The sequence below is a fragment of the Streptomyces luteogriseus genome (genome assembly GCF_014205055.1).
Classification (GTDB): Bacteria; Actinomycetota; Actinomycetes; order Streptomycetales; family Streptomycetaceae; genus Streptomyces; species Streptomyces luteogriseus.
Genome location: NZ_JACHMS010000001.1, coordinates 2,359,227 through 2,377,120, shown reverse-complemented (window position 1 = coordinate 2,377,120; position 17,894 = coordinate 2,359,227). Strand labels below are relative to the sequence as shown.

The window sequence follows — 17,894 nt, the reverse complement described above, 5'->3', positions numbered from 1 at the left end:
GGGGCTGACTCCGAGTGCGGCCGCCGCAGACGTCCCGTCGAAGCAGTGGTACTTGAACGCGATGCACGCCGAAGACATGTGGAAGATCAGCACCGGCAAAGGCGTCAAAGTTGCCGTGCTGGACAGCGGTGTGAATCCGAATACTTCGGCCCTGAAGGGCCAGGTGCTCGGGGATGAGGTACCCGAGGCGGTCTCGTACAACGCCACCGAGGATTACGACGGCCACGGCACCAGCATGGCGGAGTTGATTGCCGGAACTGGCGCGGGAGGCGGTATGCAGGGCCTAGCCCCCGGTTCGAAAATCGTCCCCTATCGAGTGCTCTCCAAAGGCGTGAAGGGTACCGACAAAAGGAAGACACCGTCAGTCGCCGATGCGATCAAGGCTGCGGCTGACAGTGATGCTCGGATCATCAACATGTCATTCGGCAGTGACATCATCGACCCAGACGTGGAGAAGGCCATCAAGTACGCCCACTCCAAGGGCAAACTGATGTTCGCTGCCACCGGAAACGACGCCGAATCGAAAAACTTCATCGGCTATCCGGCGGCCTATCCTTATGTGGTGGGGGTGGCTGCCAGCGACGAAAAGGGGAAAGTGGGCGAATTCTCGGAGTTCGGCAACTATGTCGATATGGGGGCCCCAGGCCTCAACGTTCCCTATTGGTGCGACGCGACATTCCGCTCGTATTGCGACGACGGCGATGGAACAAGTATGGCAACGGCCATCGCCTCCGCCTCAGCCGCCCTCATCTGGTCCGCCCACCCCAACTGGACGGCCAACCAGGTCCTGCGCTCCATGATCGATACAGCTGGCCGCACCTGGGCGAAGGGCGAGCGGAGTAACTACCTCGGCTACGGCGCCGTCCGCCCCCGCAAGGTGCTGGAGAACAGCGACATCAACCCGGGGTCGGCCGCCACCGACCCCCTCAGCTTCGAGAACGGAACCGGCGTCACAGGCGTCACCGCCTCACCCTCCGCGCCCGCATCAACCTCGTCACAGGCCCCCAAGAGCCCTTCTGGCGGACAGACTTCGGCGGCAGGATCGACCTCGGAGTCGTCCGAAAACACCACGACGTGGGTCGCGCTCGGAGCCGCAGGGGCGGCCCTGGTGATCGGGGGCGGTGCCTTCGCGGTCATCCGCTCGCGGCGAAAAGCATGATGACTCACGTGCGTCAACCGGTCATACACGACCTCTCCGGCGCGATGACGCGCTCGGAAACGAACCACAGCTCTTACGAAGGGGAGTGCCGAAATGGTCGACCGCAAGCTTAATGAAGGCGACGTACAGAGGCTTCAGACCGAGGTCGTCGATCGATACGACAACATCAGGGGATCGCTCGCGAAGCTGCAGGGCACGATCGACATGATCGAGAAGGCCTGGAGGGGACAGGGCGCCCAGGCGTTCAACACGAAGCAGACGGAAATCAACCAGCACATGGTCGCGATCGGCAAGATGCTCGACGACTTCCTCGAGGGCATCAACCTGAACAAGACGGACAAGCGCAACCTCGAAGACCAGATCGAAGCCGACCTCAAGCAGATCTCGGTAGACGATCTCGGTGGAAAAACTTCGGCGCTCAACAGCTACTGAGGCTACTGACGAGCCATCGGCGGCAGCGAGCCGCACCGTGGTCCGGGCTGCGCAGTCCGGCTGAAATCTGCACTGAAACGAGGGAAACATGTCCGGAGCCCACTACGACGAACTTGCCGTCACCTACGGCACCATGGATGCGCTCGCCACCGAGCTCGGCAATCAGGCAAAGAAGCTCGAGGAGGACCTCGAGGCCCTGAAGCAGGCCGTGCTCAACGTGTCCGCGGGCTGGGGCGGCGAAGCGTACGAGGAGTTCCAGAAGAAGTCCAAGCAGTGGGACTCACACGCGCGGGGCATCCACCAGGCGCTGGTCAACATCTCGCAGCGGGTCCACACCGCCGGCGGTGACTACCGAGGCGGGGACCTGAAGGGCGCCAGCTACTTCCAGTAGGAGCGCACGGTCTGCAAAACCAGGGTGGGCACGCACGGGAGGTGCCCACCCTGTATTGCATTGATCAGTCGAGCTTCTCCATGGTGAGAGGAGAGAAGTTCACTGTTGCGTTCAGCGCAGTGTCGTGCGGCTCCGGATAAGTGTGAAGCAGTGATGCGGGTTGACGTCCGACTGCTTAAGCCGTCGACTCTGTTGGTAAGTTGAGGCGGGTGTAAGAAGGCTCCGTGATCAATCATTATCGGGACTGACGAGTCAGCGTAAATCGTGGGAGGGTGCGGGGAAATGGCCTGGGACGAATGGGAGCAGCTCAAGGCCGGCGTGGCTGAGAGTGGATCGACAGGCATGCGACTCAACCAGCTCGCTGCGGATGGTGGCGGAGGAGGCGGGAGTGGTGTCGCTGGTGATCTGGTGGTCAACCAGGACGACCTCGGAGCCGTCGGCCATGACGCGTTCACCCTTTACGAGGACCTTCGGACCGGGACAGACATCGCCGGCGCGGGCATGAACAAGGACGGGGCCGGATCGACGATGCAGGCTGCCGCCTCCCTGAAGGCGCATGGGTTCGCGATGGGCAGCGCTCTGGAGCTAACGGTCGATGTCTGGACATCCCAGTCCAAGGCGGTGCTCCAGGCATGCGCGCACATCTCCAATCATCTCGACTACAGCAAGAAGCTGCATGCCGAGGACGACGCCAAGATTGCGGCTGTACTGCGCAGCCGAGACGGTTTGGCTGAGTCAGTGTCAGAGCTCAGCAAGTACTTCAAGTAGGAGCAGCCCGGTGGCCGTCAAGTATATGGATCTGGTTGAGGTGGACCTGGGCAGGCTGGCCACCGCCGTCTCAGACTGGAAGAGCGCCGTCGACAAGCTCAAGACCGCAGCGCAGAATGCGCGCAGGGGAATGAAGGCCAAGTCGGAGAAGGCCCGGTGGGCTGGTGCGAACGCCACAGTGACACGCGGCTTCGTCACCAAGACGACGAAGGAGATCGCAGACCTCCACACCGAGGCGAACAGCATCTATCAGGTCCTGAACGACGCCCACACAGAACTTGCCTCCCTACAAAAACAGATCAAGACCGCAGTCCAGGCTGATGCCCCGACCCTCGGGGTCCGCGTCGAGGACATCGGCGACGGTAAGGTTCGCTGCTACTTCCAGCACATCCGGGGCGACACCGACGAGCGCACCCAGGACCAGCTTGATGCCAAGCAGGAGTTGGAAAATCGCATCAATCGGCTCATCGCCCACGCCGCAGAGATCGATGCGTCGGTGGCCCGCGCGCTCCGCAAGAGCCACGGCAGCGATCCGCACAACGCCGGGCACAGCTCGTACAAATCCCTAGGCGACGCTCAGTCTGAGCGGGCGGCGGAGTTGGCGAAGCTTGGTCCGAAGATGACTGACAAGCAGTTCACCGAATTGAACTCCATCATGAAGTGGAACGCGAAGGACGCAGACTTCAGTACAGCCTTCTACAAGTCTCTTGGGGGGCCCGAGGAGACTTTGGACTTCTATGGTCGTATGGCTCTCGAAGGTACGCAGGGCGATGACAATAAAGAGCGGTTGGCCCTGACCAGGCAGCTTCAGCGCAACATGGGCCACGCACTCGCGACAGCGACTGACCCGGACAATGAGCCGCGCCTTTCGGCGAGTTGGGGGGAAGATTTCAGGAAGCTGGGAACCCGGCCAATCGAAATCTACCCAGGAGCCCCGAACTCGCCCCACGGATACCAAATCCTTGGGGGGCTACTGAGATACGGGAACTATGATGCAGAGTTCATCAACCCCATCGCGGAGCACGTTGTTCAACTGCACCACAAAGATCCCGACTTCTTCATGAACAACAAGCCGGTGACGGGAGGGGCCGACCTCGACTGGGGATACAACCCGTCAGGAAAGAACGGCGCAGGCTATGACCCGCTTACGAGCGTACTTGAAGGACTCGGACACAGTCCGGAAGCCGCAAAAAGTTTCTTCACCGACGAGCCGACCGTGTACAAGGAGGACGGCACGGTCGATAAGAATGGCACACTCGGTTACCACTATTTCGAAGTCCTGAACGGTAAGGACTTTGAGTGGGCTCCTGACAGCCTCGTACACCCCGGCAGCGACGAAGCGCAGCATGCACGGGAAATGGGCCCCGACGCCCTCGGGCACGCACTGGAGGCGGCGGTCACAGGCGACGCTTGGGACGCGGACCCACCAGAGCTACATCGGGACAGCGATACGGCCGAGATTATGAAGCAGGTCATCAACCGCTACAACGTCGCCTCCGAGGAAGGCCCGCCACCTGAGGTAATGAAGGACAGCCTGGCGAAGATGGGCGCGTCGTACATCGACGACCTCAACTATTCGATCATGAATTTCGGTGGCTCGGGCGACGCACTGGGACGAGATGCACTCTTCGCGAACAGCAGCGACGGATCGACGCGAACATCCTTCGACGAGCAAAAGGCGCGGAACTTCATGATGCTGGTGGCCGGCGACGAGGAGGGATATAAGTCACTGACCTCGGCTCAGCAGCTCTTTATGGCGAGTGGCCTCGCGGCGTTTGAGACCGATGAAGATCGTGGCATTACATTTGCCCAAAATGCTGCGAAAGTGCATGGAATCCTCGATGAATCGCGGTCTCATGGGATTCGTGAGGAATTCAAGGATCCCGAAGAGGCTCAGCAGATGCTGCAGGAGCAGAACGGAGAGTGGCGCAAGTCGCTCGTCAGTGGAGGAGTCACGGTGGCGGCGACGGCTGGTGCCGCGATACTGCTAGGCCCGGCAGTGGGCGTTGTGGCCGCCACCGCGGTTCCGTTGGTCATGGAGTCCGCCGGATCCGCTGTCAGTACCGCATATGGCAACCACACGTTGGAGTACCTGAAGGATCACGAGTACACAAACGACCCTCAGGCACTTCAAGCCGTGCAGGACGTGGAGAAGGTCGGCGAGCGGGCAGCCACTCAGCCTGTTCTTAGATTCGCCCAAAATGCCGGCATGAATAACAACGAGGCCACCGATCTCATTAATGAGATCGAACAGTCCTACTTGGCCGGGAAGGCAGCTATCTCGAACAATGAGAAGGTGGCATCGTGAGATCCTTGACCCGGTCTTTCTGGTGTGGCGCTATGGCGATGCTAGCATTGTCGACAGGTTGCTCGAATGGGCCGTCTCTAAGAGAAAAGTACCCCACGCAGTGGAAGACCTGTAACGCGCTGTTCGGAGCAAAGAACGTGGAGACTCTGCGGGCTAGCCTTGATTCCGGCGATCTCAAGTTCTCCAACACTGCTCTGTCTGTTGACCAGCTCAAGAAGGGTCTGGCACAGGAAGCGATCGACCCTTATGACAAACTCAGGGGATTCAAGGAATACGAGACCTGTGGACTGTCGGGCAATGGCCGCTTTACTGCGATGGCGAGGTGGGCAGCAGATTCGCTGAAGTCCGTGCAGACCAACACCGAACGCTGGCATCGCGCAACCGCGGATGTCTACGTAGCTGACCCCTCCAGTGTGGGCGGGGACGTCGACCTCGTTTTCCGTTGTGCCATCAAGGGCGCAAGTGGGCAGGCGCAAGTGCTTCTCGAAACCAGGGTCAGCGCGCCGGATCCTCCGAGGGTCTCGGAGGCGTTCCACCAGCAGTTGGCCGTCAAACTGGCTCGCACGCTGCGGGATGAGCTGGAATGCACCAATGAGCCGAACATCCCAGATGAATTGGACGTTGATGGGTGAGTCGGTCTGTTCTGCTGGTAAACCCTTGCGACCATTGTCTAAAGGTGAAGCCAGCGTAATTAAGTGAGTGAGTCGGGGGTGGTATCCCGCTTCAAGGCGGACGATCTACGCGATCCACAAACTAGCAAATACTCTGCAGAGCCGAGGCACGACGGCCCCCGTCCTGCGGGCATTGGCTGCGGCTGAACCCCACTCAGTCTCGAATTCCCTCGTAGGTATCGCCTCCGGCCAGGAACATCTCTGTGTGTGCCCAAATCGTTGACCCGCTGGGTGAATGCCTCGTACGACGTCCGCACCGCACCAGCCGTAGACCACGCGATGACGGGCAAGGCGGTGTCGATGGCGACGGTCGTCGAATCGAGTCTCCCAGAGACTAGTGGGATTTCGTAGAGGGGCACCGGAAGAGCGTGCACTTCTTGCACTGCATAAACGCACAACCTTTCTAATCAGCGCGGTAGCCTCAGGTCCGTGCAGCCGTGACGTGCGGCTGAGCGCTCTGCGAACGCGCGCAGTGACTTGATTAGGAAAGCCTTCCGTGGATCGGCGTATTCCGTTGCGTAGATACTAAAGATCGCCCGTGCGGAGCCGGGGCAAGCAGCGGTCGCCCACGCCATGTCAAGCCCGAGGCCGGTATCTGCATTCATTGCTCCCGGTTCATCGGTCGCCGACCGCAAACGCTGGGCGTAGGGGCCGAACGCAGCTTCCAGCACGTACAGGCGTTCGGAATTTGCCCCAAACTCGCCGAACGTACACATTTCCAGTGGAGTGGTGCCGGACTCCTTGCTTTCCTTGATCCAGTCGATGTGCATGCTCTCGTACCCAGTTATGCGGATTCCCTTGCAGGTGCCCGTGGCGGAGGACGGGTATTTTTCCGTCGCCGGCCCGGATATCGAAGGGATCCGTCCGCCGAACTTCGTCTTGCATGACCAGTGGGCGGATGCATTTCGCGCGGCGGCGGCTGCGAGCTCCCCCACCTTGCGGGCTTTGCGCGGATTTTCATGCGACTCATCCCCGGCGATGGATACGACGACGGATGCGGGCTTGTTGTTGCAAGGTAGTACAACACCGGTATTACGTAGATCCGTATACCCTTGCCAGCCGCCACCGAGGGGCTTTGGAGGGGTATCCGAGGCGCTCGAACGCAAGGTGTCGAGCATTTCAAATTCATCCTGCCTGGAATTGACGGCGTCGTCAGCGATCAGGCCGATGGTCATCGTCATGTCGGAAACTCGGCAGGAGTTGAACCTGCCGTCACCGAAACGGTGGTGCTCGTCGCGAGCCAGGCCGATCTCTGCGTTGAGACCGGTGAAGACGGCAGACTCGTCGTACGGGATCAAACCGTCGCAATACGTCGCCAGCTTCTCTTTGTAGCGCCAACCCTTTCCGGTATCACTCATCTGGTACCAGATGTAGCCACCGACCAGAATAAGCACCAGGGGCATAACGCCAAAAAGAGTTGCCCGACGTATGAGAATGGTAACTGGTTTTCTCATCAGCATTCATCGACCATCAGAACGCCCCCTCCGGACTCAACCCGATCTGCACCAACGGCCTCCCCCTCCGCCGAGACACAAAGACCCCCCGTCCCGCAGGCATAGGCCGCGGCCGAACCCCACCAAGCAGGTCGCCCTCACCCGGATCGCCGGCCAGCACCACACCCTGCGCGCCCAGCTCCTTCACCCGCTGCATGAACGCCTCGTAAGACGCCCGCCCCGCACCCGCCGTCGACCGCGCGATGATGAACCGCACGCCCACATCCCGGGCGAACGGCAGGAGTTCCGTCAGTCCCGCCAGGGGGTTGCCGCTGGACGTGGCCACGAGGTCGTAGTCGTCGATGACGACGTACACCGTGGGGCCGCGCCACCAGCTCCGGTCCCGCAGCTGCTGGGCCGTGACGTCGGCGGTCGGTGTGCGGCGCTTCATCAGGTCGGCCAGGGCGGCCATGTGGTGGTCCATGGAGTTGGACATGGGGATGTACTCGGCGAGATGGGACGACGGCGTCACGTCCAGCAGTGAGCGCCGGTTGTCGATGACGAACAGCTTGGCCTCGTCGCCCGAGTATCGCTGCGTCAGCTGCCGGATCAGCAGTCGCAGCAGGTTCGACTTGCCCGACTCGCTCTCGCCGAAGACGAGGAAGAACGGGTCCTGCTCGAAGTTCACGAAGACCGGTTCGAGGTTGTCCTCGTCGAGGGCGAAGGCGACGCCGCGGCGTGGGAAGCGATCGCCCGGAGGAAGCTGGTCGGCCGGGAACTCGCGCGGCAGCAGCCGGACTTCGGGGGCGCCGGGGGCCTGCCAGTGCCGGGAGACCTCGGTTGCGAGGGCGGCCGTGGCGCCCGCCAGGTCCGTGTCGGAGGTGAGACCGTCTATGCGCGGCACCGCCGCCATGAAGTGCAGCTTCTGCGGCGCCTGTCCGCGGCCGGGCACCCCCGCCGGGACGTTCGCGGCGACCTTGCGATCCAGCTCGGAGTCCATCGTGTCGCCGAGCCGCAGCTCCAAGCGGTTCATCAGGTGGTCCTTGAGGTTGGCCCTGACCTCCATCGAGCGTGAGGCCGTAAGGATCAGGTGGATGCCGTAACCGAGACCGCGCGCCGCGATGTCGTGGATCACCTGGTCCATCGCCTCGTAGTCCGCGCGGAAGTTGCCCCAGCCGTCGATGACCAGGAACACGTCACCCCAGGGCTGATCCGTGACCGGGATCTCGCCCCGGGCCCGCCTGGCCCGGAAGTCCGCGATCGAGGCGATGCCCGCGGAGCGGAAGTACTCCTCACGACGGTTCAGCACGCCGTACACCTCGGCCACCGTGCGCCGCACCCGCTCCGGATCCAGGCGCGAGGCGACCCCGCCCACGTGCGGCAGGCCGGCCACCGCCGCCATGCCGCCACCGCCGAAATCGAGGCCGTAGAACTGCACTTCGTGTGGCGTGTGCGTGAGTGCGAACGCCGAGATCAAGGTGCGCAAAAGCGTCGACTTGCCGGACTGCGGGCCGCCGATGATCTGCATGTGGCCGGCCGCGCCGGAGAAGTCGACCCAGAGCGGGTCGCGGCGCTGCTCGTAGGGCTTGTCCACCAGGCCCGCCGGTACGACCAGGCGGCCGGCGCCTTCGTAGCCCGGTTGTGTGAGGCCGCGGCCCTGTACCGCTGTGAGGCCGGGCAGGAGTCCGTCGAGCGGCGGCGGACTGTCCAGCGGCGGGAGCCACACCTGGTGTGCGGCCGGGCCCTGGGCCTCCAGCCGGCGCACGATCACATCGAGCACGGTGTCGGCGAGCGCGTCGTCGACCTCCGGACCGTCCGAAGCCGAAGGGCGCTGCTGTGGCACAGCCATGTACTGCACCGGCACCTCGGCCGCCGTGAACAGCACCGGCCGCCGGTTCATCGGCAGCGGGCCGCCGCTCAGCGCGGTTCGCTGCGTGCCCGAGCGGTACACGCCGGAGACGTAGGCCGCCTTGAAACGCACCATCTCGTCCGTACCGAACTTCAACAGGCCGGAGCCCGGGACGTTCGGCAGCTCATAGGCGTCCGGTACGCCGATCGCCGCGCGGGACTCCGCGGCGGAGAAGGTGCGCAGACCGACTCGGTACGACAGGTACGTCTCCAGACCGCGCAGGCGGCCTTCCTCCAGGCGCTGTGACGCCAGCAGCAGATGCACACCGAGCGACCGGCCGATGCGGCCGATCTGCACGAACATCTCGATGAAGTCGGGCTTCGCCGTCAGCAGCTCACTGAACTCGTCGATGACCAGCACCAGCGACGGAATGGGCTGCAGGGCGGCACCGGCCGCGCGGGCCTTCTCGTAGTCGTGGATGTTGGCGTAGTTGCCCGCGTCACGCAGCATCTCCTGGCGGCGGTTGAGTTCCCCGCGGATGGAGTCGCCCATGCGGTCGACCAGGGTGAGGTCGTCCGCGAGGTTGGTGATGACGGCAGCCACGTGGGGCATCTGCGCCATGCCGGCGAAGGTCGCGCCGCCCTTGAAGTCCGCGAGGACGAAGTTCAGCGTCTCCGACGAATGGGTGACCGCGAGGCCCAGCACCAGCGTGCGCAGCAACTCCGACTTGCCGGAGCCGGTGGCGCCGACGCACAGGCCGTGCGGGCCCATGCCCTCCTGCGCGGCCTCCTTGAGGTCCAGCATCACAGGGCGCCCGTCCTCGCCGACACCGATCGGCACCCGCAGCCGCTCCGCCAGCGACCGCGGCCGCCAGGTGCGCCGGGTGTCGACGGACGCCGCGTCACCCAGGTTCAACAGATCGGTGAACTCCAGGTTGGCGAGAAGTGGTTCGTCGTCGTCACCGCCCGAGGCCATCCGCAGCGGGGCCAGCTGCCGGGCGAGGGCTTCGGCCGACTCGTAGGAGAGGACGTCGGGGGTTCCTTCGTAGACGACGCCGTGTCCCGACTCCAGGTGCAGCGCTTCGGGCCGTACGACGATGGAGAGCTCGCCGCCGCCCGTGCTCAGATCGCCGGGAACCACCTCCAGGACGGTGACGCCCTGGAGCCCTTCGGGATTGGCCAGGACCGAGTCCGGCGGCAGGGTGAGGCCGTCGAGTACGACGACGATGTGGGGCTCCTCCGGCAGGGGCGCCGCGTTCGGGTGGAAGCGCGGGCGGCCTGTCAGCCGGCCGGCGAGCAGGTTCTCCAGTTCGCGGGTGTCGCTGTCGATCAGCCTGCGGCTGCCCGCTCCGTCCACGGCGCCGGGCGCTTGGACGTGCGGCAGCCACTTGGCCCACTCCCAGTGGGGCAGGGCCTCGCGTCCCGCCGCCACCACGATGAGCAGGTCGTCCGGGGAGTGCAGTGCGGCCAATGAACCGGTGATGGCCCGGGCGGAGGACCGTACGGACTGCGGGTCGCCGCTGATCGTGACGTGGTAGAAGGCACGCAACGAGACCGCCATCGGCAGGTCTTCCAGGGTGCTGTGGACGGCGAGGAAGCGCTGCATCGCACCCGCGGTCATCGGCTCCAGTTGCTCGACCGGGGCGGTTTCGGGGGCGACGAGGGCCCTGGCGAGGGCCTGCGCGCCGAGGCCGACGCGGACTTGGGCGAAGTCCTCGTCGCCGGAGCGTCGTTCCCACACCCGGCTGCCCTCGGCGACCAGGGCCCACAGCTGTTCGGGGGAGGGGTGGAGGAAGTACTGCGCGTCACGCTGCGCCTTCGCCGTGTCGACGGCCGTGCGTCTGGTCTGCGCCAGGTAGCTCAGGTAGTCGCGGCGCATGTCCGCCAACTCCCCCTGGGAGCCGCGGCGGAAGCGGATCACCATCGCGACGGACATGGCGATGGTCGAGGCGATCATGACCATGCCCATGATCCTCATGAACGGCTGCCCGCTCGTGAAGAAGAAGACCACCGAGCCACCCATGCCCAACGTCGGCAGGAGTTGCATCAGCACGCTCTCCCGGTGACCCCGCGGAAGTTCCGGCGGAGGCTGCAGGATGATGTCCTGCGTGGGCACTTCGGACGGCAGCACCCGAGGCGGGCGCTTCACGACGATGTGGCTCACTGGCATCCATTCCCTTGACCAGCCCGAGAGTCCGTCCGCCGCCCCGTGTCAGGCGGACGCAGGCCGCCGCGCGATCCTACTGATTCCCAGCGAAGCAAGGGCGATAGGGTGCCGGAAGTTCGCGTCGGCACACGCGACTTGAGCCGGAGTGAACGGGCATTGCGTCAGATCCCGCCGCCTGCGGACGCCCGGCGACCGGCACCGAGGGCTGGTCCCGCGACCTTGCCGCACGATCGGTCACAGGGGACGGGAAATCTGCGCAGGACGTCCGTACCGTAGGTAGAGAATCTTCACTGAGGGGGAGCAGCAGGTGAGCATGACGGCCTCCGCGGCAGCCACCGGAAGGGGACCCGGTACGGGAACTCCCGCCGGGGCGGGCACGGGTCTCGGTTTCTGCCGCGTCACCATCGTCGCGCCCGACAGCCGGATCGACGTGGCGCTGCCCGACGACATCCCGGTCGCCGACCTGTATCCGGAGATCCTCACACTCACCCGGCAAAGTCCCGCCGAGGGCGCGCCCGTCGGCTACCACCTGGTCCGCCGGGACGGCACTGTCCTCGACAGTGCCCGTTCCTTCGCCGCCCAGCGCATCCTCGACGGCGAACTCCTCGCGCTGCGCCCGTTCTCCGAGTCGCTGCCGCCCGCCGTCTTCGACGACGTCTCCGAGGCGGTCGCCTCCGCCGTGACCAGCGAGCGCACCTTGTGGAGCGGCGACCTGACGCGCGCGGCGGGCCTCGTCGGGGGAGGCGTACTGCCGGTCCTGCTGGCCTTCGTGGCCTGGATGGGCGACCCGCGACACGACATGCACAGCCTGCCCGGCACCCTCGCCGGCGTCGCGGGTGTCCTCCTGGTCGTCCTGGCCTGCGTGCGCGCCCGGGTCTACGACGACCGGGCCTCGGCCATCGCCCTGGGGCTCGGCGCTCTCCCCAACGTCGGCGTGGCCGGCTCGGGTCTCCTGGCGCTCGCCGACGGACAGGGCATCGGCCGGCTCCAGTTCCTCCTCGCCTGCGCGGCGGTGCTTCTGGCGTCGGTCCTGCTCACCCTGTGCTCGCCGAGCGGGGACGGCCCGTTCGTCGGCTTCGTCGTCGTTTCCGCCATCAGCCTGATCGCCGTGTTCGCGGCGATCCTCGCCGACTGGACGCCTTCCCGGACCGCCGCCCTGTGCGCCCCGATCGCCGTCGGAGGCCTGGCCTTCCTGCCGGGGCTGTCGATGCGCTTCGCCCGGCTCCCGATCGGCTTCGACATCCCGAACACGGCCCCGCGCAGCGCGTACGCCCCAGACCCCGCCCCCCAGGAGCCGGTCGACGCCGAGCGAGTCGCCGCCCAGGCACGGCGTGGACACGAACTCCTGGTCGGTCTGGTGGGCGGCTGCGCACTGCTCGCCATCGGTTCCTCGGCGGTCCTCGGGTTCTCCGAGAACGTCTGGGCCCAGCTCCTGGCCCTGGCGACCGGCTTGGCCATGCTGATGCGCGCCCATCTCTTCCGGTACACCGGACAGGTGGCCCCCGTCCTGGCCGCCGGTCTCGCCTCTCTCGTACTGCTAGGCCTGGGGCTGGCACTCAATCCGCCGCACTCGATCGTCCGCGATGCCCTTGCGGGCGACCGCAGCGACCTCGACCTCCGGACCATCTGGCTCGTCGCGGCGATCGCCGCGACGGCAGCGCTCGTCACGGCGATCGGTTTGATCGTCTCGCGTGGCGGCCTCACCCCGTTCTGGGGACGCTTCCTGGAGATCGCCGAGGGTTTCGTGCTGCTGACTCTGGTGCCGCTGACCCTGGCGGTGTTCGACGTGTACTCGGCAGTCCGCTCGATGACCAGCTGAGCCTCGCCCCGCTGCCCTCCGTGTTCACCCAGTCCATCCGGCCGGCGGATCCGGGGGTCGCCGGTTCGGGTCACCGGGTCGTCGGGGAGTGCCCGACGACCCGGCAAGGGCTCCGGTGCCCGCCCCCGTCACTCCGGGCCATGCCCCCCACTGCGGGGCGCCGACTCAAGATCGAACTCCCCGTCCCGCGCCCCCAGCACGAACGCCCGCCACTCCGCCTCCGTGTAGCGCAGCACCGTGCCCGGGTCGAGCGACGACCGCATCGCCACGGCCCCCTCGGGCAGGTAGGCGATCTCGACCCGCTCCTCGTGGCCCTCGGTGCCCGGCGCGCTGTGCCACTCGACACCGGAGATGTCGAGGGCGTAGAGCTCGTCCCGCTCCCGCTCCTTGCGTGCCTTGATCTCCTCAGCCGTCTCCGCCATGCCGCAGCGACCCCTTTCCGACATACGAACGATCCGAATCTGCTCACCCTAGTGGCCCCCTCCGCTCCGGCCGGGAGGTTCGGGGACCAGGGCAAAGAGGGCCCCGGCCGCCTGGTACTCTGGTCGACGGCCGTTTGTGTACGCACCCCCGGAGCGCCGCTCTGGAGGCCGCGCTCAGCGGATCCCCGCCTCCCGAGTAACGGAAGCTCCCCCGAGACACAGACCGGGGGCACTCGGTGGCCACCACAGACCACGAGGAGTACGCGTGCCGCTCGACGCCGCTACGAAGAAGCAGATCATCACCGAGTTCGGCCAGAAGGAGGGCGACACCGGCTCCCCCGAGGTCCAGGTCGCCATGCTCTCGCGCCGCATCTCGGACCTGACCGAGCACCTCAAGACCCACAAGCACGACCACCACTCCCGTCGTGGTCTGCTGATCCTGGTGGGTCAGCGCCGCCGCCTTCTCCAGTACCTGGCGAAGAAGGACATCCAGCGCTTCCGTGCGCTGGTCGACCGCCTCGGCATCCGCCGCGGTGCGGCGGGCGCCAAGTAAGACGCCGTGAGGGGAGCGGTTCCCGAAGGAAAGGGGACCGCTCCCTTTGCTGTACGTGCGGAGTGTCACCACTGCTTTGTAGTGTGGTAGCACAACGCAATACGGACGACACAGCACCACAAGACGACACAGCACCACACGAAGAGGAGAGGCGCACCTAGCCGCCGCCGGTCCTCGGTAGTGGCCCCCGGGGCAAGTGAAACCCGGGTGCTTCGATCGAAGACCGGCCCGCACAGCCCGGAGCGCTTCTCCGCAACCGTCCCCCTGCCACACGGGCAGCAACGGGACGAAGACGAGGAGATAACGCTAGTGGAGAACGAGACCCACTACGCCGAGGCCGTCATCGACAACGGCGCCTTCGGTACCCGCACCATCCGCTTCGAGACGGGCCGCCTGGCCAAGCAGGCCGCCGGCTCCGCCGTGGCGTACCTGGACGACGACACCATGGTGCTGTCGGCCACCACCGCCTCCAAGAACCCCAAGGACCAGCTCGACTTCTTCCCCCTCACGGTGGACGTCGAGGAGCGGATGTACGCCGCCGGCAAGATCCCCGGCAGCTTCTTCCGCCGTGAGGGCCGTCCCTCCGAGGACGCGATCCTCACCTGCCGCCTGATCGACCGCCCGCTGCGCCCGTCCTTCAAGAAGGGCCTGCGCAACGAGATCCAGGTCGTCGCCACGATCATGGCGCTCAACCCCGACCACCTGTACGACGTCGTGGCGATCAACGCCGCGTCCGCGTCCACGCAGCTGGCCGGCCTGCCCTTCTCCGGCCCGATCGGCGGCGTCCGCGTCGCGCTGATCAGCGGCCAGTGGGTGGCCTTCCCGACGCACACCGAGCTCGAGGACGCCGTCTTCGACATGGTCGTCGCGGGCCGCACCCTGGAGGACGGCGACGTCGCGATCATGATGGTCGAGGCCGAGGCCACCGAGAAGACCATCAAGCTGGTCGAGGGCGGCGCCGAGGCGCCGACCGAGGAGGTCGTCGCCGCCGGTCTGGACGCCGCGAAGCCCTTCATCAAGGTGCTCTGCAAGGCCCAGGCCGACCTCGCCGCGAAGGCCGCCAAGCCGACCGGCGAGTTCCCGATCTTCCTGGACTACCAGGACGACGTTCTCGAGGCCCTCACCGCCGCCGTCAAGCCGGAGCTCGCCTCCGCGCTGACCATCGCCGGCAAGCAGGAGCGCGAGTCCGAGCTGGACCGCGTCAAGGCGCTCGCCGCCGAGAAGCTCCTCCCGGAGTTCGAGGGCCGCGAGAAGGAGATCTCCGCCGCGTACCGCTCGCTGACCAAGACCCTGGTCCGTGAGCGCGTCATCAAGGAGAAGAAGCGCATCGACGGCCGCGGTGTCACCGACATCCGCACCCTGGCCGCCGAGGTCGAGGCCATCCCGCGGGTCCACGGCTCCGCCGTGTTCGAGCGTGGCGAGACCCAGATCCTGGGCGTCACCACGCTGAACATGCTCCGCATGGAGCAGCAGCTGGACACCCTCTCCCCGGTGACCCGTAAGCGCTACATGCACAACTACAACTTCCCGCCGTACTCCACCGGCGAGACGGGCCGCGTCGGCTCCCCGAAGCGCCGCGAGATCGGCCACGGCGCCCTCGCCGAGCGCGCCCTCGTGCCGGTCCTGCCGACGCGCGAGGAGTTCCCCTACGCGATCCGCCAGGTCTCCGAGGCGCTGAGCTCCAACGGCTCGACGTCCATGGGCTCGGTCTGCGCCTCCACCATGTCGCTGCTGAACGCCGGTGTGCCGCTGAAGGCCCCCGTCGCCGGTATCGCCATGGGCCTGATCTCCCAGGAGATCGAGGGCGAGACGCACTACGTCACCCTCACCGACATCCTCGGTGCGGAGGACGCCTTCGGCGACATGGACTTCAAGGTCGCCGGCACGAAGGACTTCGTGACCGCCCTCCAGCTGGACACCAAGCTGGACGGCATCCCGGCCTCCGTCCTGGCCGCGGCCCTCAAGCAGGCCCGTGACGCCCGCCTCCACATCCTCGACGTGATGATGGAAGCGATCGACACGCCGGACGAGATGTCCCCGAACGCCCCGCGGATCATCACCGTCAAGATCCCCGTGGACAAGATCGGCGAGGTCATCGGCCCCAAGGGCAAGATGATCAACCAGATCCAGGAGGACACCGGCGCCGACATCACGATCGAGGACGACGGCACGATCTACATCGGCGCGGTCGACGGACCGTCCGCCGAGGCCGCCCGCACCACGATCAACGGCATCGCCAACCCGACCATGCCGGAGGTCGGCGAGCGCTACCTGGGTACGGTCGTCAAGACGACCACCTTCGGCGCGTTCGTGTCGCTGCTCCCGGGCAAGGACGGTCTGCTGCACATCTCGCAGATCCGCAAGCTCGCCGGCGGCAAGCGCGTGGAGAACGTCGAGGACGTCCTCGGTGTGGGCCACAAGGTCCAGGTCGAGATCGCCGAGATCGACTCCCGCGGCAAGCTCTCCCTGATCCCCGTGATCGAGGGCGAGGAAGGCTCGGACGAGAAGAAGGACGACGCCGACAAGTGACGTCCCAGCGCTCCAAGGCGACGGCCCGCACCTCCTCGGAGGCGCGGGCCGTCGCCCGTACCCAAACCCTCATCAAGGGCGAGAACGGCATCGGTACGGTCCGCAAGACCACCCTCCCCGGCGGCCTGCGCATCGTCACCGAAACCCTGCCCTCGGTCCGCTCCGCGACCTTCGGCATCTGGGCGCACGTCGGCTCCCGCGACGAGACCCCCGCCCTGAACGGCGCCACCCACTACCTGGAGCACCTGCTCTTCAAAGGCACCAGCCGCAGGTCGGCCCTGGACATCTCCGCCGCGCTCGACGCGGTCGGCGGCGAGATGAACGCGTTCACGGCGAAGGAGTACACGTGCTACTACGCACGCGTGCTCGACAACGACCTGCCGCTGGCCATCGACGTCGTCTGCGACATGCTGACCGGCTCGCTCATCCGCGAGGACGACGTCAACGTCGAGCGGGGCGCCATCCTCGAAGAGATCGCCATGACCGAGGACGACCCGGGCGACTGCGTGCACGACCTGTTCGCGCACACGATGTTCGGCGACAACCCCCTCGGCCGCCCGGTCCTCGGCACGGTCGACACGGTCAACGCCCTCACCGCCGACCGCATCCGCCGCTTCTACAAGAAGCACTACGACCCGACCCACCTGGTCGTCGCCTGCGCCGGCAACATCGACCACGCCCAGGTCGTACGGCAGGTCCGCGCCGCCTTCGAGAAGGCCGGCGCCTTCGGCGACCTCGCCGCCGACCCGGTCGCTCCGCGCAGCGGCACGCGTGCCCTGCGCACCGCGGGCCGCGTCGAACTGATCGACCGCAAGACCGAGCAGGCACACGTCGTGCTCGGCATGCCGGGCCTGGCCCGCACGGACGAGCGGCGCTGGGCCCTGGGCGTGCTGAACACCGCCCTGGGCGGCGGCATGTCCTCCCGCCTCTTCCAGGAGGTCCGCGAGAAGCGCGGCCTCGCCTACAGCGTGTACTCCTACACCTCGGGCTTCGCCGACTGCGGCCTGTTCGGCGTCTACGCCGGCTGCAGGCCCTCACAGGTGCACGACGTGCTGAAGATCTGCCGCGACGAGCTCGATCAGGTCGCCGAGCACGGCCTCTCGGACGACGAGATAGGGCGTGCGATCGGCCAGCTCCAGGGGTCCACGGTCCTCGGCCTGGAGGACACCGGCGCGCTGATGAACCGTATCGGCAAGAGCGAGCTGTGCTGGGGCGAGCAGATGTCGGTCGACGACATGCTGTCCCGGATAGCGTCGGTCACCCCGGACGACGTCCGCGAGGTAGCCCGCGAGATCCTGGGACGGCGGCCCTCCCTGTCGGTCATCGGCCCGCTCAAGGACAAACAGGCGACCCGCCTGAACGACGCCGTCGCCTGACAAACCCCTGGTGAAGGA

At 66.0% G+C, this 17,894-nt stretch carries 13 protein-coding genes; 10 read left to right on the top strand and 3 right to left on the bottom strand.

Annotated elements, in window-relative coordinates; translation table 11 throughout:
* The first annotated feature begins 61 nt into the window (after positions 1-61).
* The 6 genes from BJ965_RS10300 (at position 62) to BJ965_RS10275 (ending at position 5,690) form a co-directional block, all read left to right on the top strand.
* Positions 62-1,159, top strand: a complete 1,098-nt coding sequence (locus tag BJ965_RS10300; protein ID WP_246546636.1) for a S8 family serine peptidase — start codon at positions 62-64, stop codon at positions 1,157-1,159.
* A 93-nt stretch (positions 1,160-1,252) separates the two neighbouring features.
* On the top strand, positions 1,253-1,591 hold the full coding sequence (locus tag BJ965_RS10295; RefSeq protein ID WP_097221214.1) for a WXG100 family type VII secretion target: 339 nt from the start codon (positions 1,253-1,255) through the stop codon (positions 1,589-1,591).
* Between the two features lie 88 nt (positions 1,592-1,679).
* A complete protein-coding gene (locus BJ965_RS10290; protein ID WP_184908386.1) occupies positions 1,680-1,982 on the top strand; it encodes a WXG100 family type VII secretion target in 303 nt (100 codons plus the stop codon).
* A gap of 282 nt (positions 1,983-2,264) precedes the next feature.
* Positions 2,265-2,750 carry a hypothetical protein gene (locus tag BJ965_RS10285; protein ID WP_184908385.1) on the top strand — a complete coding sequence of 162 codons (486 nt, stop codon included), beginning with the start codon at positions 2,265-2,267 and terminating at the stop codon, positions 2,748-2,750.
* 10 nt (positions 2,751-2,760) lie between these two features.
* Complete coding sequence (locus tag BJ965_RS10280) at positions 2,761-5,058, top strand: hypothetical protein (protein ID WP_184908384.1); 2,298 nt, start codon at positions 2,761-2,763, stop codon at positions 5,056-5,058.
* Between the two features lie 137 nt (positions 5,059-5,195).
* Positions 5,196-5,690 (top strand): hypothetical protein, encoded by a 495-nt coding sequence (locus tag BJ965_RS10275; protein WP_184908383.1) that lies wholly within the window; start codon positions 5,196-5,198, stop codon positions 5,688-5,690.
* A gap of 446 nt (positions 5,691-6,136) precedes the next feature.
* On the opposite strand, the gene BJ965_RS10270 is transcribed toward BJ965_RS10275, so the two are convergent.
* Both BJ965_RS10270 and eccCa read right to left on the bottom strand, forming a co-directional pair.
* Positions 6,137-7,189: a hypothetical protein gene (locus BJ965_RS10270; RefSeq protein ID WP_184908382.1), complete on the bottom strand. Its 1,053-nt coding sequence runs from the start codon at positions 7,187-7,189 to the stop codon at positions 6,137-6,139.
* 10 nt (positions 7,190-7,199) lie between these two features.
* Positions 7,200-11,174 (bottom strand): type VII secretion protein EccCa, encoded by a 3,975-nt coding sequence (eccCa, locus tag BJ965_RS10265; RefSeq protein WP_184908381.1) that lies wholly within the window; start codon positions 11,172-11,174, stop codon positions 7,200-7,202.
* Between the two features lie 316 nt (positions 11,175-11,490).
* On the opposite strand from eccCa, the gene eccD reads away from it, so the two are divergent.
* A complete protein-coding gene (eccD, locus tag BJ965_RS10260) occupies positions 11,491-12,996 on the top strand; it encodes a type VII secretion integral membrane protein EccD (RefSeq protein WP_184917031.1) in 1,506 nt (501 codons plus the stop codon).
* A 128-nt stretch (positions 12,997-13,124) separates the two neighbouring features.
* On the opposite strand, the gene BJ965_RS10255 is transcribed toward eccD, so the two are convergent.
* On the bottom strand, positions 13,125-13,418 hold the full coding sequence (locus BJ965_RS10255) for a DUF397 domain-containing protein (RefSeq protein WP_184908380.1): 294 nt from the start codon (positions 13,416-13,418) through the stop codon (positions 13,125-13,127).
* Positions 13,419-13,683: 265 nt separating this feature from the next.
* On the opposite strand from BJ965_RS10255, the gene rpsO reads away from it, so the two are divergent.
* The 3 genes from rpsO (at position 13,684) to BJ965_RS10240 (ending at position 17,876) form a co-directional block, all read left to right on the top strand.
* On the top strand, positions 13,684-13,971 hold the full coding sequence (gene rpsO / locus BJ965_RS10250) for a 30S ribosomal protein S15 (protein ID WP_003993372.1): 288 nt from the start codon (positions 13,684-13,686) through the stop codon (positions 13,969-13,971).
* Between the two features lie 309 nt (positions 13,972-14,280).
* On the top strand, positions 14,281-16,500 hold the full coding sequence (locus BJ965_RS10245) for a polyribonucleotide nucleotidyltransferase (RefSeq protein WP_184908379.1): 2,220 nt from the start codon (positions 14,281-14,283) through the stop codon (positions 16,498-16,500).
* Complete coding sequence (locus BJ965_RS10240) at positions 16,497-17,876, top strand: M16 family metallopeptidase (protein ID WP_030853247.1); 1,380 nt, start codon at positions 16,497-16,499, stop codon at positions 17,874-17,876. The genes BJ965_RS10245 and BJ965_RS10240 overlap by 4 nt, the downstream gene beginning before the upstream one ends.
* Positions 17,877-17,894 lie beyond the last annotated feature (18 nt).